The 20,315-nt window shown below is 38.0% G+C and carries 15 protein-coding genes and 1 other annotated feature; of the genes, 5 read left to right on the top strand and 10 right to left on the bottom strand.

Translation table 11 applies throughout. The features are described 5' to 3' along the window. Nucleotides 1-168 precede the first annotated feature (168 nt). Entirely contained in the window at nt 169-1,440 is a 1,272-nt protein-coding gene (gene tyrS, locus ACW2QC_RS18650; RefSeq protein ID WP_457545448.1) for a tyrosine--tRNA ligase, read from the bottom strand. A 146-nt stretch (nt 1,441-1,586) separates the two neighbouring features. Further along, nucleotides 1,587-1,820: a binding site (T-box leader), on the bottom strand. 160 nt (nt 1,821-1,980) lie between these two features. Here tyrS and ACW2QC_RS18645 point away from each other — a divergent pair. The 4 genes from ACW2QC_RS18645 to ACW2QC_RS18630 all read left to right on the top strand — a co-directional run bounded on the left by ACW2QC_RS18645 (nt 1,981) and on the right by ACW2QC_RS18630 (nt 7,539). Then, nucleotides 1,981-4,935: a transglycosylase domain-containing protein gene (locus ACW2QC_RS18645; RefSeq protein ID WP_457545447.1), complete on the top strand. Its 2,955-nt coding sequence runs from the start codon at nt 1,981-1,983 to the stop codon at nt 4,933-4,935. 137 nt (nt 4,936-5,072) lie between these two features. Then, nucleotides 5,073-5,726 carry a GNAT family N-acetyltransferase gene (locus tag ACW2QC_RS18640; RefSeq protein WP_457545446.1) on the top strand — a complete coding sequence of 218 codons (654 nt, stop codon included), beginning with the start codon at nt 5,073-5,075 and terminating at the stop codon, nt 5,724-5,726. Beyond that, nucleotides 5,726-6,376 (top strand): acetoin utilization AcuB family protein, encoded by a 651-nt coding sequence (locus ACW2QC_RS18635; protein ID WP_457545445.1) that lies wholly within the window; start codon nt 5,726-5,728, stop codon nt 6,374-6,376. The genes ACW2QC_RS18640 and ACW2QC_RS18635 overlap by 1 nt, the downstream gene beginning before the upstream one ends. Further along, on the top strand, nt 6,373-7,539 hold the full coding sequence (locus tag ACW2QC_RS18630) for an acetoin utilization protein AcuC (RefSeq protein WP_457545444.1): 1,167 nt from the start codon (nt 6,373-6,375) through the stop codon (nt 7,537-7,539). Before ACW2QC_RS18635 ends, ACW2QC_RS18630 begins: the two co-directional genes overlap by 4 nt. A 17-nt stretch (nt 7,540-7,556) precedes the next feature. Here the strand turns inward: ACW2QC_RS18630 and motS are convergent, their stop codons facing one another. The 4 genes from motS to ACW2QC_RS18610 form a co-directional block, all read right to left on the bottom strand. Next, nucleotides 7,557-8,360: a flagellar motor protein MotS gene (gene motS / locus ACW2QC_RS18625; protein ID WP_457545443.1), complete on the bottom strand. Its 804-nt coding sequence runs from the start codon at nt 8,358-8,360 to the stop codon at nt 7,557-7,559. Further along, on the bottom strand, nt 8,350-9,174 hold the full coding sequence (gene motP / locus ACW2QC_RS18620) for a flagellar motor protein MotP (RefSeq protein WP_457545442.1): 825 nt from the start codon (nt 9,172-9,174) through the stop codon (nt 8,350-8,352). The genes motS and motP overlap by 11 nt, the downstream gene beginning before the upstream one ends. A 58-nt stretch (nt 9,175-9,232) precedes the next feature. Next, entirely contained in the window at nt 9,233-10,234 is a 1,002-nt protein-coding gene (gene ccpA, locus ACW2QC_RS18615) for a catabolite control protein A (RefSeq protein WP_457545441.1), read from the bottom strand. Between the two features lie 122 nt (nt 10,235-10,356). Further along, the gene (locus tag ACW2QC_RS18610) at nt 10,357-11,433 is read right to left on the bottom strand and encodes a bifunctional 3-deoxy-7-phosphoheptulonate synthase/chorismate mutase (protein WP_457545440.1); all 1,077 of its coding nucleotides are present in this window, start codon (nt 11,431-11,433) and stop codon (nt 10,357-10,359) included. A 157-nt stretch (nt 11,434-11,590) separates the two neighbouring features. Between ACW2QC_RS18610 and ACW2QC_RS18605 the strand changes: the two genes are divergently transcribed. After that, on the top strand, nt 11,591-13,723 hold the full coding sequence (locus ACW2QC_RS18605) for a cell division protein FtsA (RefSeq protein ID WP_457545439.1): 2,133 nt from the start codon (nt 11,591-11,593) through the stop codon (nt 13,721-13,723). 64 nt (nt 13,724-13,787) lie between these two features. On the opposite strand, the gene ACW2QC_RS18600 is transcribed toward ACW2QC_RS18605, so the two are convergent. The 5 genes from ACW2QC_RS18600 to ACW2QC_RS18580 all read right to left on the bottom strand — a co-directional run bounded on the left by ACW2QC_RS18600 (nt 13,788) and on the right by ACW2QC_RS18580 (nt 20,281). Then, nucleotides 13,788-14,180 carry a YtxH domain-containing protein gene (locus ACW2QC_RS18600; protein WP_457545438.1) on the bottom strand — a complete coding sequence of 131 codons (393 nt, stop codon included), beginning with the start codon at nt 14,178-14,180 and terminating at the stop codon, nt 13,788-13,790. A gap of 19 nt (nt 14,181-14,199) precedes the next feature. Beyond that, entirely contained in the window at nt 14,200-14,610 is a 411-nt protein-coding gene (locus ACW2QC_RS18595) for a DUF948 domain-containing protein (RefSeq protein ID WP_457545450.1), read from the bottom strand. 580 nt (nt 14,611-15,190) lie between these two features. Next, on the bottom strand, nt 15,191-16,516 hold the full coding sequence (murC, locus tag ACW2QC_RS18590; protein WP_457545437.1) for a UDP-N-acetylmuramate--L-alanine ligase: 1,326 nt from the start codon (nt 16,514-16,516) through the stop codon (nt 15,191-15,193). A 144-nt stretch (nt 16,517-16,660) separates the two neighbouring features. Then, nucleotides 16,661-17,776 carry a nicotinate phosphoribosyltransferase gene (locus ACW2QC_RS18585; protein ID WP_457545436.1) on the bottom strand — a complete coding sequence of 372 codons (1,116 nt, stop codon included), beginning with the start codon at nt 17,774-17,776 and terminating at the stop codon, nt 16,661-16,663. Between the two features lie 156 nt (nt 17,777-17,932). Beyond that, a complete protein-coding gene (locus ACW2QC_RS18580; RefSeq protein ID WP_457545435.1) occupies nt 17,933-20,281 on the bottom strand; it encodes a DNA translocase FtsK in 2,349 nt (782 codons plus the stop codon). Between the last annotated feature and the right edge of the window lie 34 nt (nt 20,282-20,315).

The raw sequence follows: 20,315 nt of genomic DNA, 5'->3' as shown, positions 1-20,315 counted from the left end.
TATGCACGTACTTATAGAAAAGAGCCTAGCAGTTATGTCGCAATTTATATCAACTGCGAAATTAAAAAGCAACAAACATTACGAAATGATAATGGTCAATTCACCTATCGTTTGATATTAAAGTAAAATAAAACGGGTATCCCGTTACTCTGGATACCCGTTTTATTTTTATGCATAACGAATTAAAAAGTACTTCTTCTTCCCTCTTCGAATAATCGTAAACTTATCCTCAATCCTGTCATCGGAAGTTATGGTGTACTGTAAATCCTGATTACGTTCACCATTGATATAAATCGCACCATTCTTGATGTCTTCTCTAGCCTGGCGCTTGGACGGAGAAATGGATGCATTCACAAGCAAGTCAATTAATCCAATTTCCTCTTTTCCTAGTTCATATGTTGGAACGTCTTTAAATCCTTGCTCAATATCATCTGCAGACAATTGCTTGACATCACCACTGAATAACGAAGCAGATATTTTTTGTGCCTGGTCAAGCGCTTCTTGACTATGAACCATTCGGGTAACTTCCTCTGCCAATCGCTTTTGTGCCAGCCGTTTTTCCGGATGATTTTCTACTTCTTCCTGCAATTGATCCATTTCGTCTTGTTCCAAAAACGTAAAGTAATGCAAAAACTTGATAACATCGCGATCATCTGTATTGATCCAGAACTGGTAAAATTCATATGGAGTCGTCTTTTCCGGATCCAACCAAATAGCCCCGCCAGCAGTTTTGCCGAATTTCGTGCCGTCTGCTTTGGTAATAAGTGGAACTGTCAATCCGTAAACTTTAATTTCCTCATCTGGTTGCGCATTTGTCCGGCGAATTAATTCCATCCCAGCAGTAATATTGCCCCATTGATCACTACCACCAATCTGCAATGTACAATTTTCTTGTTCATACAATTTGAGGAAATCAAGCGATTGTAAAATCATATAACTGAATTCGGTAAAGGAAATACCTTGCTCGATTCGTGCTGAAACCGATTCTTTTGCAAGCATGTAATTAATCCCAAAATGCTTACCGGCATCACGCAAAAAGTCGATAATCGTCATGCTTGCTAACCAATCATGATTATTGCGAGCAACCGCAGCATTCTCCCCATGATCAAAATCAAGTATGTGTGCTAACTGCTGTTTGATTTTCTCACTAAATCCTTTGACAACAGCCGCATCATTTAACGAACGTTCAGTTGATCGACCACTCGGATCCCCAATCATTCCCGTTCCACCGCCAATCAAAGCGATTGGTTTATGTCCAGCTTTTTGAAATCGTTTCAGCATTAATACAGGAACTAAATGACCAATATGCAAGCTATCGGCAGTTGGATCAAAACCAGCATACAATGTAACCTGATTATCTTGTAAATATTTTTCCAAACCATCATTATCAGTTGTTTGATGAACCAATCCACGATGTTTGAGATCTTGTAAAATGTTCATTCACTTCACACTCCATTATCGATAATTTGTTAGAAAACTCGGCATTTACCTCGTCTAAACCGGGGACCGAAGTGTTATACTTATACTTTAATCGTATAAAATTTCAATCTTTCATACGGCAAAATAAAAAACCCCATCCCATAAGGTAAAGGGACGAGATTTTATTCGCGGTACCACCCTTGTTGCATAAATATGCCACTCTGGGGTTGATAACGATGATCACACCGTTTTCTTTGGTAGACAACAGTTAGGATTTGTCTATCATGAAAAGAAAAAGCTCCAGACTGTAATTCGTTTGCAAATATATACCAGCTTTCACCTACCGCTGGCTCTCTTAAACAGGGAAATGCAAAACTACTTCGATCCTTCAAAGCCAATTTTATATAAGATTATTATTATTAATTTTTACCATACATTCACATAAAATGCAACAGTAAAATCCTTTAAGCTGCATAATAACTTAAAATCAATTTCATTTCCTATACTACAGAAATCGCACTTATGCTATAATATAGTATGGAATTTTAGGAGGTTTTTATCTTGAACGTTAAACAAATGCTTCATAAATATTTCCGAAAGTTTAAAAATATATGGGAAACTGGGAAGATCCAGCGTTCCTCCCGTATTACCTATGATGTTTCCTGGAATATTATCCTATTTTTTATTATTGTTGGTGCAGTTGGTCTTTTCTTTGCCTGTGGTGTGGGGGCAGGCTATTTTGCTTCCCTGGTAAAAGATGAACCAATCAGAAGTTACGCCAGTATGGAAAAATCTATTTATAATTATGAAGAAACGTCGAAACTGTATTTTGCCGAAAATAAATACATAGGAAATATTCGATCTGATTTACATAGAGAAGAGGTTGCCCTAAAAAATGTATCTGATAATTTAATACACGCTGTCATTGCAACAGAGGACGAAAGTTTCAGAGAACATAAGGGCATTGTACCCAAGGCAATCGTTCGCGCCATTGTTCAAGAAGCAACAAACGCTGATGTGAAAACGGGCGGCAGTACATTAACACAGCAACTAATCAAAAACCAAATATTGACAAATGAAGTCTCCTTTGAACGAAAAGCAAAGGAAATACTATTGTCATTGCGATTAGAACAATTCTTTGAGAAAGATCAAATTCTAGAAGCCTACTTAAATATCATTCCTTATGGCCGTGATGCATCCGGACGAAACATTGCTGGGATCCAGACAGCCGCTAAGGGGATATTTGATGTTGATGCGAAAGATCTAAATTTGCCACAAGGAGCATATTTAGCGGGGTTACCTCAAAGCCCTTCCTATTATACACCATTTCTTAATAATGGTGGATTAAAAGATAAAGCTGATTTACAACCTGGAATAAATCGAATGAAATCTGTCTTAGAACGGATGTATGACGAAGAATACATTACCAAAAAAGAATACATCAAGGCACTTAAATACGATATCACAGCAGATTTCAAGGAGGCTACCGATTCTTCGCTCGAAAAATACCCATATTTAACTTTTGAAATAGAAAAACGGGCAGTAGAAATCCTTACCAAACAATTAGCTAAGGATGATGGATACACATTAGATGATTTAGAAAATGATAAGGATTTAAAAGAGGAATATAGAATTCTTGCAGATCGTGAATTACGACAAAATGGCTATGAAATACACTCAACAATCGATAAGGAAACGTATGATGCGTTCCAGAAAATCGCAAAAAACTATAAGGGGTATGGCCCAGACCGTCCTGAAACGATCGAAAATGAAAAAGGTGAAAAGGAAGAAATAATGGAACCTGTCCAAACAGGTGGTATTTTAATAGAAAACAAAACCGGAAAAATACTTAGCTTTGTTGGCGGACGTGGTTACTCTGATAATAGCCAACTAAACTATGCGACAGATGCGGAACGACCCAATGGTAGTACAATGAAGCCAATACTTGTATATGGACCCGCAATGGAGGCAGGTGTAGTTCAGCCAGGAACACCTATTTTAGATTATAAGACGACGTTTGCTGGCGGCTATACTCCTGGAAACTACGCTGGTGGTTATCATGGCCTTGTGTCTGCACGTCAAGCATTGGCACAATCCTATAACATCCCTGCAGTTAACGTATATAGTAGAATTATCAATAATGACCCTGTATCACACTATTTGGAAAAAATGGGTATTACTACGTTGACAGAGGGGGATCATTACAACCGTTCTTTAGCACTTGGCCAGCCAAAATATGGATTGACTGTTGAGGAAAATGTGAATGCGTTTGCTACCATTGGTAATAATGGTAATTTTGTCGATGCCTATATGATCGATAAAATAGAGACAAGAGATGGCGATGTGATTTATGAACATAAAAGTGAACCTGCTGAAGTTTTTACACCACAAACCAATTATTTAACTCTTGACATGATGCGCGACGTTATTCGTAGTGGTACAGGAGGATATCTCAATTCCCAATTACGAAATCCTGGTGTAGACTGGGCTGGTAAAACCGGAACATCCCAAGACTGGAAGGATACATGGTTTGTCGCCACAAATCCGAACGTAACATTTGGTACATGGATGGGATACGATACCCCAAAAAGTCTCAGATGTGGTGGATGTTCGTTGAGCTATAGTAACCGCAACATAAACTTATGGGCAAAGCTTATTAACAAAGCTACTGAACTTAACCCTGATTTAATAGCGCCAGCGAACAACTTTAAACGTCCAGATGGCATTGTTTCCCGCAGCTACTGTGCTATTTCCGGGATGTTGCCATCAGACTTGTGTCAAAAGGCAGGATTAATTAGATCTGATTTATTTAACGCAAAATATGTCCCTACCAAAACAGATGATAGTCTTATAGGTAGTGGGAGTTTAGTGAAGGTTAATGGAAAAACAGTAGCTGCCGGTCCAAAAACACCAAAAGAGTTTACAACTGGAAGTGGTCTCGCATTTAATCCTGCGTTTTTAAAACGAAATGGTTATGATAGGTATAGTGATTTATCTGTTTTATTCCCTCGCACAAATCGGGATCTGTGGGAGAAAATAAGTACAACAAGTTCAGGAGTGAGTGGCAGCACAATTAACAATGATGGCAAACAACCTGGAGCGCCAGCATCGGTTTCAAATTCCGGAAACAAAATAACGTGGGCAAAATCAAGTAGTGCCGATGTCGTTGGTTACCGGATCTATCAAGCAGCGAAATCTGGCGGAGCATTCTCACTTGTTGGGAGCACAACATCCACTGGGTATTCGGTTCCAAACAACGGTGCAGTGTATATTGTCAAAGCAGTTGATTATTTTGGTTTAGAATCTGCTGTTTCAAATGAAGTTGAAGTTGGAAACGTTTCTGATCCTAGCAAAGAAACTACCAAAGATAAACAGAATAACGAAGAGCCAAAGGAGAATGATGCAAGTACTGATAATACGGAAAACACAGATGATGGTGCTAGTAAAGAAAACGGTGAAGGCACCACAGATAATTCAGAAGATACTGCTGATAATTCCGAAGAAGAAGATAGTTAAACAAAAGAAGGGATGATCCCCTTCTTTTTTTGTTAAATTTTCGCCCAAAGTTTTCAGCCTTTTACTAAAAATCTATATTATAATCCTGTATAATGAAGTTATATCGTATTGTTAATCAACTAATAGGTGGTGAATAAATGAACCATACGAAAACCTATCATACTATAACACGTGACACAACGCATGGACCCGTTATCATTGAAGGTCCATTATCATCAACCGAACTAAAAAACTATCATTTTCATGAGGATTTAACAGCTTTTCGTCCTGCCCCTAAACAGTTTGAGGCTATTTTAGGGATTGCAGACTTTCCGGAAGGTCGACTTATTGTTGCCAGGACAAACGATACTATTATCGGTTACGTCACATATTTACATCCGGATCCACTAGAGAGGTGGTCCGAATTTAAAATGGACGACCTTATTGAATTAGGTGCTATCGAAGTTATTCCGAAATATCGAAGTGCAAAGATCGCCTCCGGTTTATTACAGGTCTCCATGATGGATGACTATATGGAAAATTATATTATAATATCAACTGAGTATTACTGGCATTGGGATTTAAATGGTACAAAACTAAGTGTCTGGGACTATCGTAAAGTGATGGAAAAAATGATGGCTGCCGGCGGTCTATCCCCTGCTCCAACGGACGATCCCGAGATTATTTCCCATCCCGCCAACTGCCTAATGGTGCGGATTGGTAAGCACGTGCCAGATGACTCAATTAACCAATTTGATACATTACGATTTTTACAAAGACACCATTATCGAAATATGAGGGAGGGATTGTAATGCTTGTAGAAAAAATAATGAAAACGGATGTTCAGACATTACCGCCAACTGCAACAATTGCCGAGGCATTGCAACTTTTACAAAAACATCACATCCGACATATCCCAATTATCGGTGCAAAAAACCAAGTAATAGGGATTGTTTCTGATCGCGATGTTCGTGATGCTAGTCCATCTATTTTTAGTAAAAACTCACACCCACATGAGTTAAAAAATGAAATTCAAACGATTATGAGTCAACCAGTTATAACTGTTCACCCGCTTGATTTTGTTGAAGAAATTGCTAGCATTTTTTATGAAGAGGAGTTTGCTTGTCTTCCTGTTGTTAGTAACAACAAATTAATCGGCATTGTTACGGAAAAGGATATGCTCCATACATTAATACAATTAACTGGAACAAATGTACAAAGCTCACATATCGAAGTTAAGGCACCACACAAACCTGGAATATTACCTGAAGTGACAGCAATATTTGGAAAACGCAAAACAAACATAACATCCGTACTTGTCTATCCCTATAAGGATGATCCGAACTATAAAATATTAGTTTTTCGTATTCAGACCATGAATCCGTTACCAGTAATTCAAGATTTGCGCGATGCTGGTTATGAACTGATATGGCCGAACGATCAGCTGGGGACACAATCATGACATGCGAGTCCTCGTTTGTTTTTTCTGATGCTTATTTAAATTATCACTTTCATTCGGATCATCCTTTTAACCAAAAACGAGTGGTATTAACAAAAGAACTACTAGAAGAAGCGAACACACTTAATCAAAACGATATAATCAAGCCACGAAAAGCAACAGATCAGGAACTGGCACTGTTTCATGACAAAGCATTTATTCAAGCTGTTAAAAAGGCCAGTGTTGGAAAACTAACCGAAGATGAAGGTCTGGAATTTGGGCTTGGCACCGAGGATACACCAATGTTTATTAATATGCATGAGGCATCCAGTTCCCTTGTCGGTGGCACGTTAAATGCTGTTGATGCCGTACTAGAAGGCAGATCCCTTCATGCACTTAACTTAGGTGGTGGGCTTCATCACGGATTCAAACGAAAGGCATCTGGATTTTGTATTTATAATGACGGTGCAGTTGCAATGAAGTACATTCGACAAAAATATGATGCAAAAGTTTTATACGTTGATACAGATGCACATCACGGAGATGGTGTACAATGGGCATTTTATGAAGATCCAAACGTTTGCACACTCTCCATCCATGAAACAGGACGATATCTTTTCCCTGGCACCGGTAATGTGAATGAACGCGGCATAAAAGAAGGACATGGATATACCTTTAACATACCTATCGATGCCTTCACAGAGGATGACTCTTTTTTACAAGTCTATGAATCCGCTTTCAGAGAAATCTGCAACTACTTTAAACCAGATGTGATCGTGACACAGAATGGTGCGGATGCCCATGTATATGATCCATTGACACATCTTTGTGGGACAATGGCTATTTATGACAAAATACCAATGTTGGCACATGAATTGGCCCACGAGTACTGTGGTGGAAAATGGATTGCGTTAGGCGGTGGTGGCTATGATATTTGGCGTGTTGTCCCACGAGCATGGGCACAGATTTGGAATATCATGAAAACAGGTGAGCCACAAACAGGCAACATTCCAACTTCATGGCTATCCAAATGGCAATCGCAAGCACCAGTAACACTTCCAAAAGCCTGGCATGACAGCAATAATATTGTACCGGAAATACCAAGAAAAGCGGAAATCACGGAAAAAAATGCTAAATTCCTACTTAGCGCGATGAAATATACGAGAAATCAACAGAACCATGGATAAATACAAACGGGAGATGACTAATTCATGTCATCTCCCGTTTGCTCTGTAGCATCGTTTTCCAATATTACAATTTCGACGCGTCTGTTTTTGCTCCAATTTTTTTCGGAATCATTAGGTGCAATTGGCCTTGTATCGCCATAGCCTATAAAAGAAAACCGTGATTCATCGAAATCATTTTGTTTAATTAAGTATCGAATAACACTACTTGCTCTAGCGCCAGATAATTCCCAATTCGATGGATAGCGGAAATTAGAAATAGGACGACTATCTGTATGTCCTTCTACTTTAACATGGTTAGGAATCTTTTTTAATAGCGTCCCGATTTTATTTAAAAAAGGCTTACCAGAATCAAGAATGGCTGCTTCACCGGTATCAAATAGAATACGCTCCTGCAACACCAGAACAACACCACGTTCTGTTCTGCTTGCTGATACGACATTATTCAGCTTATTTTTGTCTAAATATTCCTCAACATCTTTCATTAAGTTGCTCAGCGAATCCTCTTTATGAGAACCTTCTTCATCCCGATCATTTTTATTTTCTAACTGTGTCGGATTCTCAAATTCATTCGAATTCTTACCACTTTCCTGATCACTCGTGTTTTCAGTTGGATTTTCCATTGGTACAGGTGATGGGTAAAAGTCAAAAATCATCCGGTTACGAAAAGACTCAGAAATAGCATCAAATTTAGCGGCATCAATCTGTGACATGGAGAATAGTAGAATAAAAAAGACAAGGATTAGGGTAACCATATCTGAATAAGTTACCATCCATTTCGGTGCACCATTCTTCCTGCTTTTCTTTATTTGTCTACGCTTCATGAACGCTCTCCTCCATGAACGCAGATTCATCTTGTTGTTCATCTATTTGTTTAGATTCGCTAGGAAGAAAGGCACTAAGCTTTTCTTCTAAGATCCTTGGATTTTGTCCGGATTGAACACCAATAATTCCCTCGATAATAATTTGTTTTATAAAAACTTCTTCTTCTGTTTTACCTTCTAATTTACTTGCCATTGGGATAAATACTAAATTGGCAAGTATTGTTCCGTAAAGCGTTGTAAGTAATGCTACAGCCATAGAAGGTCCTAATGTAGCCGGATCCTGCAGGTTATTCAGCATTAAAACTAACCCGACTAGTGTCCCGATCATTCCCCAAGCAGGTGCATATTCACCAGCTTTTTCGATGATTGCTCGTCCTTTATAGTGACGTTCTTCCATTGCAGTAATTTCAGCATTCATAATATCATTAATAACTTCTGGCTCAATCCCATCAACGGCAAGCAATACACCTTTTTTAATAAACGGATTATCTACTTCATCAAGTTCATTTTCCAATGCCAGTATTCCTTCCCGTCTTGCCCGTTCCGATAATCGCACAAAGAGCTTGATTAATTCTGGAAGTTGTTGATTATTTTGACGAAATGCTTCTTTCAATACTTTCCTCGCTAATTTCATTTGTGTCATTTTAAAATTGATCATTAACGAGGCAATTAATCCACCAATTACAATGAAAATAGAAGAAACATCAAGAAATGTAATTGCTCCTTGACTCCCGCCTTTTGTCAAAATAGCGAGCATAATCATTATAAACCCTAACGTAATGCCAATTGGAGTTAATATATCTCTTTTTCTCATACTCTATCTCCCCAAATCCAGATGAATAAGTCAGTTCTACTTACTCTTTATATCGGCATTATTTTTGTTTTGTTGAGCCTCTTTCGATAATTCGATGTGGTAAAACAACTTTTTTCTCGTTTACTTCTTCTTTGTTCATATATTTTGTCAATAATCGCATTGCAACGGCTCCAATATCATACATTGGTTGTACGATAGTTGATAACGTTGGACGTACCATTGTCGCAAGTCTTGTATTATCAAAGCCAAAAACTTCAAGGTCCTCTGGTACATGATAGCCCTTATCCTGTGCACCATGGATAACACCTAATGCCATTTCATCGGAAGCCACAAAGATAGCGGTTGGCTGTTCAGAAAGTGCCAAAAGCTGCTCTATAGCTTCTAAACCTGAATCATAGGAATAATCACCTTGCACCATATAATTTTCATTGAACTCAATTCCAGATTCCTTCAGCGCTCTTCTGAAGCCTTCATATTTTTGCTGATTAATGTTTGTACCATCTTGACCGGAAACAAAAGCAGGGTGTGTATTACCTTGCTCAATTAAAAACTTTGTTGCTTCAAAAGCAGCAACTTCATAATCAATATTTACAGATGGTATTGTCTCCGTTTCGTCATATGTTGCTGCTAAGACAACCGGAACAGATGACGTTTTAAATTGATTGACATGTTCTTCCGTAATATTACCACCCATAAACAAAATACCATCAACCTGTTTTTCAAGCATTGTATTAATCAACTGCAATTCCTTATCTTTGTTTTGGTCAGAATTGCTTAAAATGATGTTGTACTTATACATGGTTGCAATGTCTTCAATTCCTCTAGCCAATTCAGCAAAGAAAATACTTGATATATCCGGAATTATTGCTCCCACTGTCGTTGTTTTCTTGCTTGCCAGCCCACGAGCAACAGCGTTCGGACGATACCCTAACCGTTCAATTGTTGCCAATACTTTTTTTCGTGTTACTGGTTTTACATTTGGATTTCCATTGACAACTCGTGATACGGTTGCCATGGAAACATTCGCTTCTCTTGCCACATCGTATATTGTTATGTTCATTTGTTCATTTCCTCCTAAGATTAAACGTGATACGCTCACATGTTATATATATCATACTCTACCACAAAATGATGGTTTAAAAAATAAAAAGGCTGATCAAAGATATGATCAGCCTCAAATTACTAGGCATGGGTCGAAGTTGTTTTATATTTTTCCAACTCATTCATAAACGTTTCAAACATCGGTATATCCATCTGTTGCGCCGAATCTGATAGTGCTACAGCAGGATCAGGGTGTACTTCTGCCATTACCCCGTCCGCTCCAATAGCCAAAGCAGCTTTTGCTGTCGGCAGTAACAGATCCCTGCGACCTGTTGAGTGTGTCACATCTACCATAACAGGCAAGTGTGTTTCTTGTTTCAAAATTGGCACCGCCGAAATGTCAAGAGTATTTCGTGTAGCCTTCTCATACGTTCGTATTCCACGTTCACAAAGGATAATATTTCCATTACCACGAGAAATAATATATTCTGCGGCATTAATAAATTCAGATATCGTTGCTGACATACCACGTTTCAATAATACCGGTTTATCGACATCACCGGCAGCCTTTAATAATTCAAAGTTTTGCATATTACGAGCACCGATTTGAATAACATCAACATAATCAACAGCCGCTTCGATATGTGCAGGATTAACGATTTCACTTACAACAGCTAAATCATATTCGTCCGCCACCCGTTTTAAAATCTGCAATCCTTCAATACCTAGTCCTTGGAAATCGTATGGGGACGTTCGCGGTTTAAAAGCACCACCACGCAATAATTTAACCCCTCGTTTTTTTACCGCTTCAGCTACATGTGCAACTTGCTCATAACTTTCCACGGCACAAGGACCGAAAACAAAATGGCTTTGCCCATCACCAATCTTCTCCCCTTTAATATCGATCACGGTATCATCCGGTTTCTTTTTTCTTGAAACGAGCAATGCCTTACGATGATCATCCTCTTGTAATTCCAGACTTGCCTTAAAAATCTCCTTAAAAATATGCTCTACTGTAGAATTTTCAAATGGGCCTTCATTATGATCGACAAGATGGTTCAGCATATCCCGCTCACGTACCGGATCAAATCGTTTCATGCTCTGCTTATTCTTTATATCACCAATTTGCTGCACTAGTTCTGCACGCTGATTAATAAGTTCTAACAACTTAAGGTTTACATTGTCCATCTGAATACGTAATTGTTCCATTTCATTCATATCGTCTGTCGCCCCCTAAATTTAGTGTGGTAGAGTGTTGAAAATTTAATAATTAGAGACCATTATAGCTAAAAATTTTTTCTTTGTCATTAAAAAGTTTATAATAATAACTATATTCTTTCTTGAAAGGGATTTTTTATTATGGAAGAACGCATTTTTGCACTCGATATTGGCACTCGATATTGGCACGCGATCAGTAACCGGAATTATACTAGAAAAACAAAATGAAAGATTTACCCTTATTGATTATTATACCAAAGAACATATGCATCGATCCATGCGTGATGGTCAAATACATAATGTTGTTGCGGTAGCAGAAGTAATTAAAGACGTAAAAGAAGCGTTAGAGCTAACACATGGTGAATTAACATCGGTTTGTGTCGCTGCTGCCGGCAGAGCACTCAAAACAGTTCAGGCGACAGCACAAATAGATTTAAATCAACAACCAATTGTTGAAATGGATACGATCAAACATTTAGAACTAAGTGCTGTGCAAGCCGCACAAATAAACTTGGCATCACATGAAAATAACACTGATTCTATAAACTATTATTGTGTTGGTTATTCCGTGCTTCATTATGTACTTGATGGAGAAACAATTGGCTCACTGATTGATCAAAATGGTCAGCAAGCAACAGTTGAAATTATTGCAACCTTTTTACCAAAAGTCGTGGTTGAATCACTTTTGGCCGCATTAGTTCGAGCAGATCTGGAAATGGAAGCTTTGACATTGGAACCTATTGCGGCAATTCATGTGCTTATACCAGAATCAATGCGGCGACTTAATGTAGCATTAGTTGACATTGGTGCAGGTACAAGCGATATTGCCATAACCGACAAAAGTACAATTGTCGCCTATGGAATGGTTCCAATTGCCGGTGATGAAATAACAGAGGCAATTAGTGATACATATCTATTAGACTTTCCTAAGGCAGAACAGACAAAGCGTTCAATCGTAAACAACGGGGAAGATACCGTTGAAGATATATTAGGATTTGATACACAAATCACCTATGACACATTAGTAAACGATATTGCCTCAGGAGTAGAAAAACTAGCAAATGGTATTACAGAAAAAATAATTCAATTAAATTCAAAATCGCCAAAAGCTGTCATGCTTGTAGGTGGTGGAAGCCTAACACCAGGAATAACACAAGCATTGGCAACTAAATTACAATTGCCAGCGAATCGAGTTGCTGTAAGGGGAATTGATGCAATCCCTAACATAACAAAAGCAGATAATCTACCTCTTGGGCCAGATTATGTAACCCCCATTGGTATCGCAATTGCTGCTAAGCAAAACCCAGTCCATTATGTTAGTGTAGACGTTAACAACAGGACCATTCGCATGTTTGAAATGAAACAATTAACGGTTGGCGATTGTTTTATCCAAGCTGGTATTGAAATAAATAAATGGTATGGCAAGCCTGGTATCGCATCCATTGTTACTGTAAATGGCAAGGAAATCACACTGCCTGGTGAATATGGAAATGCCCCGTTAATCCAGTTAAATGACAGTCCCTCAAGTGTTGATAGCTATGTTGCAAATGGAGATAAAATAACAATCAAAAAAGGGCAAGATGGGAAAAATCCACACGTTTCGTTAGCAGAACTAATAGGAGAAACTTCGGCATTAACCATATATTATAATAGTGTAGCATATCCATTAAAAACAACTTTTTACGTCAATAAAGAACGAAAAGAAAAAGACTATATCTTAAATGACAAAGATCAAGTTGTATTACATCAACCACGAACGGTTCAAGATTTTATTGAAACGTTACGTTCTGAAGAGCGTTATGCTATTAGTCCATTTTATGTATTTGTGAACGGTCAGAAAGTAATGATGAAAAGCAATGAAACACAGCTATTTGTAAACCATAAACAGGCTAATTTAAATCAAGTCTTAAAAGATGGAGATAAGCTATTGATGCAGGCAACACATACACCAACGATTGAAAGCTTACTTGAGCAACTTGACCTGCCTGATAGAGATTCCATTAAAATAACATTTAATGATCAACCAATCGTATTAGAGCAGCAACTCACCCATGTTTACAAAAATCAACAAGAGCTAACCAAAGATTCGTCTCTTAAGCTGGGTGACAAACTGGAAATCACACAACAAGACATTACACCTTATATTTTCCAAGATGTTTTTCGGTATGTTGATATTGATTTATCACTGGCAACAGGAGGTTTTAAACTATACAAAAACCAGCAGCCAACAACATTCCATGAAACGATTAAACATGGAGATGACCTAGCAATTGATTGGAAAACCTCTTAATATCACGAAAAGGCTCAATCAAATGAATTATCATTGATTGAGCCTTTATCTTCATAATATAAAATTATTTCTTTTCTAATTCGCCAGCAGCTTCTTCAATCGCTTCAGCAACCTCTTCTACTGCTTCTAATGCTTCTTCCTCTTTCGTTCTTTGGTCTTGAAACTTGTTTTGTACTTTTTTTGTTAATCCTTGGGTCTTTTCAGATACATTTTTTGTTAATTGTGAAGCGGAATCTACGGCTTTATTTTTATACGTTGACCCTTTTTCATAAGCAATTTCTTTCCAATCACTTGCCCGGTCTCTTAATTGAGAAGCACCTACATTAATTTCTCCTCGCAAATCTTTACCGGCTTTAGGTGCGTATAATAGTGCAACTGACGCACCAACAATACCGCCGATTAATGTTCCAATCATAAAATCTTTGCTGTTAATGCTTTGATCTTGTTGGTCTCCCATCTCAATTCCTCCTCCAAAATCATGATTTATTTTTATTCTTTTTCCATAAATCCATCATAGCCGAACCCCACTTTACCGCCTGTGATGCCTTGTCCTGATTTTGTGAAGCAGAATGACTAATACTAGTTGAGACTTGTCTTAATGATTGATTAAAGTCTTTGACGGTTTCGCCTATTCCTTTTACACCATCAAATAGTCCATTAAGTTTAGAAGATTTTTGAGTTACATCCTCAGCCAACTTGTTCGTTTTATTTAATAACTCTGTTGTTTCTTTTGTCAGTCCTTGCATTTGTTTTTCCATGCCCTCCAACGTATCTGCAACGTTATTCAAAGTACGTCGGGCTGCCACTAAAGTTACTGCCACATATGCTACCAATACAGCAAAAGCTACAGCAGCAATAAACGCGGCAATGGCTAATAAGTATTCCATCTCCATACTCAGCTCCTTCTAAATATATGTATTTTATTATAAACAGTAAAGTTGATTCGTAGTCATAGACAAATTTTCAAACTTCGTAACCAACATTTACTAAATACCCTAATCCACGTAAATGAAACGTTAAAAACAGGGATCACTTCTACTATACAGGTTTATTCCAATAAATTCGACAAATATGTGTGTATTTCCTTGTCCATTTTTAAAAATTTTATGTAACTGCTACGCTTGTATACACATTGACTAAAAAAAGAGCCCTTTAAGAGGTTGTTCAAAAAGTCCGGTAAAAATGACACATCGAATTTCTTCCTCACGTATTAATAGCATACGTTCCGGCACTCAAAGCTACGCCGCCTTGAACTTTCGACGCACAGGACAAGGAAGGCTACGACAGCGATACATCGCACGAAGAAAAAGTGTATTTCTTTTTCGAGGACGTGCTAATGTCGGCGTTGTGGCAAATGTTTCCGGTGGGTCGAGAAATCGCAGACCCAGGACGCCAGCGGTTTTAGTCGACGCGGTCCTTTTTATCCTCCTTTTTTGAACACGCACTTAAACTACAGACTCTTCTAAGTTACGCGTTTTTTAATTTAGTATTATTATACTTTGTTATTTGTTCCTCATAGGCTTGTTGAAATTTCTGAATGTCCCCTGCCCCCATAAAGATTAACACACTATCTGAATGAGCAAGCAATGTTTCTGTATGGGATAGATCTAATATTGCACTATCATCAACTAGCCTTTGCAAATCATGAATCGTAAGTTTTCCACTTTCTTCTCGCGCTGAACCAAAGATGTCACATAAAAATACTTTATCAGCTAAATTCAGACTGTCAGCAAACTCTTGCAAAAATGTCTTTGTTCGTGTAAATGTATGTGGCTGAAAAATAGCGACAATTGATTTATCGGGATATTTCTTTCTCGCTGAATCAATTGTTGCTGTAATTTCCTTTGGATGGTGTGCGTAATCGTCAATTAAAATTTGATTACCAGCTTTTTTCTCAGTAAATCGACGCTTCACACCTTGAAATGTGCTGATTTTTTTTATGTCTTCAGCGCGCATCCCTTCATAATGACAGATGGCAATAACGGATAGAGCATTTAAAATATTATGGTCTCCATAAACAGGTATCGTAAATGTATCGTAGAACGTATTTCTTACAAACACATCGAATTCAGTACCATTTTCCGTTTCATTAACATGTTGAGCTTGAAAATCATTCGTATCCGCAAACCCGTAATATACGACTGGAACTTTCGCTTGGATTTGTTGTAATTTCTCATCGTCACCGCAAGCGATAATTCCTTTTTTCACACGATCTGCCATTGATTGGAATGCATCAAACACATCATCAATGCTTGTAAAGTAATCTGGATGGTCAAAATCAATGTTTGTCATAATTGCATAATTTGGTTCGTATTGCAGAAAATGCCTACGATATTCACATGCCTCAAATACAAAATACTTACTATCGACATGTCCTTTACCTGTACCATCCCCGATTAAATATGAGATTGGATACGTTTCATTTAATACGTGGGCAAGCAATCCCGTTGTTGATGTTTTCCCATGAGCACCAGTAACTGCGATACTCGTGTATTGCTTCAGCCATTCTCCTAAAAATTCATGATACCGGTAAAAAGTATTCCCATTTTTCTTTGCCGCTTGAATTTCAATGTGATCATCGGAAAAAGCGTTTCCGGCAATAATCGTGTATTCATCTTTGATGTTATCTTCTGAGAAAGGGAGTATGGGAATGTCTTTTTGTTCCAATGCTTCTTGCGTAAAAAAGCGCTTTTCCACATCAGATCCTTGCACTTTTTCCCCTGAATCATAAAGTATATGGGCAAGTGCGCTCATCCCTGTTCCCTTAATACCAATAAAATGGTAAGTTGTCATAAAAAAGAACCTCCAAATATATGTGTAAAAAGGATTAGCCATCCATTTGTTTCTCAGGCAGCTATTACATAATTATAGCAAATCTCGGTTAGGAGTAAAATAATTAATTTTGGCGCGACCATTTTTACTCAAGTTTATCATACCCTAAATTTCTTGTTTACAATATTCTACTGGTTCAAGTCGTGGATTCGGCCGATAACGTCTTCCTTCTTTTGCCTCTTGCGTACCATTAAGCAATACATTATCCCCCGTAAATCCGATTTTAATTCGTAATAAACTACCACCCACACCGTACATATCAACTGGTACTCCCAATTTTTCAAAATACTCAATCCGTTTTTCGGTGAATCCTCCACTGACAACAATATTCACATGAGAGTGTCCCTCGTCATCTAATGCTTTCCTTAACGCAAAAATAAGTTCTGGACTTACACCACGTGGATCAAAGGTACCCATTAGATGATGATTTCTGAGAAAATATTTATCGACAAGTGTGCGTGATGTATCAACTCGAACACCTTTTAAATCTTCGCCAAATGCCCGTGCGACCTTAAGCGCGTCAGTAATAACATCATTGTTGTAATCGACAAGTGTAACAAGCTCATCGTCCGGATACATTTCATGATAGGCTCTTGATGCTGCAACTACATCACCTCGAAACATTTGAATCATTGCATGTGGCATCGTTCCCATACCTTCTTTTCCCCACCATTCATTCATTGCATGAGTAGCCTGTGCTGTGGAACCGCCAATAAAGGCTGCATATCCATCACCCGCTTGTTGTGTGAAATGATCGTCGCGGTCCCCCATAAAAATAATCGGTTTTTGTTTACCAGATGATCGTGCTGCTTTTACAACATTATATACATTTGTGGCTACTGATGTTCTTCTTGCCAAGATTCCATCGATAATACCTTCGAGGAATCCAAAGTGCTGGTATGGCCCTGAGACGGTCAACACTGTTTCATACGGACTGATCTTGTCTCCATCTTTCAATGAATTAATTTCTAGTTTATCTGGTTCCTCCGCAAACGTATGTAATAATGCAATTGCTTCGTCAGTTCCGCATAATACAGCATTTTCTTTTTGAAAGAACTGCATTGTTACATGGTTGTTTGGGAGTTTTCGCTCAGCCATTTCCTTTGTTTTTAAAAAATATACAGCTGAAAACCATCCTTCTTTGATTCGTTCATCAAATTTAAATGTTTTATTTGTTAAACGCTTTATCTTTCCATTTAATTTTTGCGTGATTTCCTTCATCGATTCGTTTCCCCTTGTATGATAAAATTACCTTTACTCTTTTTATATGAAGCGTATATAACATAAGTTAGTAAACATATAAGAATTCCCCAGAATGCGCTTATATCTTATCATATAAAAAGTCATATAATTCTACAAGGATTATAGCAAAAATAATTATTCCTGTGCCTTTTCAAGCTGTGCATTAGAAATAAGTACTTCTCTCGGTTTACTACCGTTTTGTTGAGCGATTATTCCCTTTAACTCCATTGTATCCATTAGGCGCGCGGCACGATTATATCCAATTTTGAAATGGCGTTGTAATAAAGACGTGCTGGCGCTGTTTTGTTGTACAACAAATTGGATTGCTTGTTCAAGTAAATCATCTTCCTCATCATCGACCGCTATTTGTTCTAGCAATTGTTCCTGTTCAAACAAATAATTTGCTGGTGCAATCGATCTAGCATATTTCGTAACCCGTTCAATTTCGTCATCGGAAACAAATGCACCCTGCAGACGAACACTTTTTCCAGCACCATTTTCAACAAACAGCATATCACCTTTTCCTAATAACTTTTCGGCTCCACTCGTATCAATAATTGTTCTTGAGTCTACTTGTGAGGACACGCTAAATGCAATTCTTGTTGGGATGTTAGCCTTGATCAAACCAGTAATAACATCTACTGACGGGCGTTGTGTAGCAAGCAATAAATGAATTCCGCATGCCCTTGCTTTCTGGGCAATACGACAAATGGCATCCTCCACATCTTGAGGTGAGACCATCATCAAATCAGCCAATTCATCAATGACAATTACGAGAAATGGCATTTTTTCATCCGTTCGATTTTGCTGCTTCATTTTTTGATTGTAACGCTCAATATCCCTGACACCCTCATGGACAAACTTTTCATACCGTTCCTCCATTTCACTAACAGCCCATTTTAGTGCTTGTGTTGCAGCCTTCACATCCGTTATTACAGGCGCAACAAGATGTGGTATTGCATTAAATGGTGCAAGTTCTACCATTTTAGGATCAATCAATAGAAATTTAACATCTTCATGATTCGCCTTATATAGAAGACTAACTAATATTGTATTAATGCACACACTTTTACCAGATCCGGTTGCACCAGCAATTAAACCGTGCGGCATTTTTTTAATATTCGTGATTAGTGGTGAACCCTCGATCGTCAATCCTAATGCTATTGCCAACGGTGAACTATTATTCTTAAATTCGTCCGTTGCGAAAATTTCTTGCAGACCAACCATTTGCGCGGTTTGATTCGGAATTTCGATGCCAATTGTGTTTTTTCCTGGTATCGGCGCTTCTATTCTGATATCTTTTGCTGCCATATTCAATTTCAAATCATCACTTAAATTTTTCACTTTACTAACCTTCACACCCATCTCAGGATGTACTTCAAACCTAGTTACAGAAGGGCCTTGTGTCGCATTAACAACTTTGGCATTCACATGAAAATGTTTCAGCGTTTGCTCCAGAAGCTCTTGTTGATTTAAGACCCACAATTCATCCTGTGTACTTTTTGGTTCCGGATCGTTTAGCAAGTGATAAGGAATTGAACTATTTGTTCGGACTGAATGATGATTATTTGCCCTTTGCCTTCGTTGTTTCCATTTTTGCTTGTCATTCGCACTCATCATCACATTAAACGGAACACTACCTTGTTTAGTTTCATTTGTTTCTGTCCTTCTAGATCGTGTGTGCTTAGGGTGTTTGTCCGTGTTTTGTTTTGGTTTCGGTTGATTCTCCAAGGTCTTCTCCTCATCCAATTGTTTTGGCATGGGATCTTCAGTCGTTTCATCGTGGTTTGACGTTTCACTTTGATTTAGGCTATCTTTTGGTACAACTTCCTCCTGTTGAACTGGCTTTTGATATGTGTCATTTTTCCCTATGAAAGAAGCAGGTTTTGGAAGTTCTTCACTCGTATCCTCACTTTCTATTTCTGATCGATTGTTTTCGTTAAAAGTAATCGTACTTTCTGTATGAGCAGGAACGTTAATAGGATTATTCTTCCTTCTACCTTCATCTTGTACAAGAATTGAATCCTCAATAACATCCATTTCACTTTCTTCTATCGCTTGTTTTCGTACAAAAGCAGGAACATCTTCCATCTCTTTTTCCTTCTCACTTTCCCGCTTATGATACCCATAGATTGGTGAAGGGACTTCTGTTGGATGAAAAGGCTTTTTGTGTTCCGGCTTTATGATTCGTTTATTTTCTGTTTTATTATCTTTCTTCTCTTCAACGGGTTGCTTGTTTTCCATTCGTTTTCGGGCAAAGGCAGGTTTCTCAACCTCTTTGCTCTTGTTCGACTGATCAGGGATAACCGGAAAACGAAATGATTGTTTATTTGGATACTTATGCATCACCTTGGTATGTATTTCTTGATCGGTACGTTTATTATGTTTTATTGGCATCCTATTTTCTTCAGGCGTTTTATCGGTTTCATCAACTTCCTCCGTGAAAAATAGATCGATTAATTTCTTTTTCCAATGTTTCCACATATGTGTTCACTCATTTCATCTTTAAAAATCTACT

Source organism: Virgibacillus sp. FSP13 (genome assembly GCF_054048505.1).
Note: the sequence above shows the minus strand (reverse complement) of the source record. Positions and strands in the feature narration are given on the sequence as shown.

Bases quoted from the DNA above. Each gene is read 5' to 3' on its own strand.
- ACW2QC_RS18610 (WP_457545440.1), bottom strand. From the start codon at position 11,433: ATGAATGAAATGGAACAATTACGTATTCAGATGGACAATGTAAACCTT.
- ACW2QC_RS18635 (WP_457545445.1), top strand. From the start codon at position 5,726: ATGCTTGTAGAAAAAATAATGAAAACGGATGTTCAGACATTACCGCCA.
- ccpA (WP_457545441.1), bottom strand. From the start codon at position 10,234: ATGAACATAACAATATACGATGTGGCAAGAGAAGCGAATGTTTCCATG.
- ACW2QC_RS18585 (WP_457545436.1), bottom strand. From the start codon at position 17,776: ATGAAGGAAATCACGCAAAAATTAAATGGAAAGATAAAGCGTTTAACA.
- ACW2QC_RS18640 (WP_457545446.1), top strand. From the start codon at position 5,073: ATGAACCATACGAAAACCTATCATACTATAACACGTGACACAACGCAT.
- ACW2QC_RS18630 (WP_457545444.1), top strand. From the start codon at position 6,373: ATGACATGCGAGTCCTCGTTTGTTTTTTCTGATGCTTATTTAAATTAT.
- motP (WP_457545442.1), bottom strand. From the start codon at position 9,174: ATGAGAAAAAGAGATATATTAACTCCAATTGGCATTACGTTAGGGTTT.
- ACW2QC_RS18595 (WP_457545450.1), bottom strand. From the start codon at position 14,610: ATGGAATACTTATTAGCCATTGCCGCGTTTATTGCTGCTGTAGCTTTT.
- motS (WP_457545443.1), bottom strand. From the start codon at position 8,360: ATGAAGCGTAGACAAATAAAGAAAAGCAGGAAGAATGGTGCACCGAAA.
- ACW2QC_RS18600 (WP_457545438.1), bottom strand. From the start codon at position 14,180: ATGGGAGACCAACAAGATCAAAGCATTAACAGCAAAGATTTTATGATT.
- murC (WP_457545437.1), bottom strand. From the start codon at position 16,516: ATGACAACTTACCATTTTATTGGTATTAAGGGAACAGGGATGAGCGCA.
- ACW2QC_RS18580 (WP_457545435.1), bottom strand. From the start codon at position 20,281: ATGTGGAAACATTGGAAAAAGAAATTAATCGATCTATTTTTCACGGAG.
- tyrS (WP_457545448.1), bottom strand. From the start codon at position 1,440: ATGAACATTTTACAAGATCTCAAACATCGTGGATTGGTTCATCAAACA.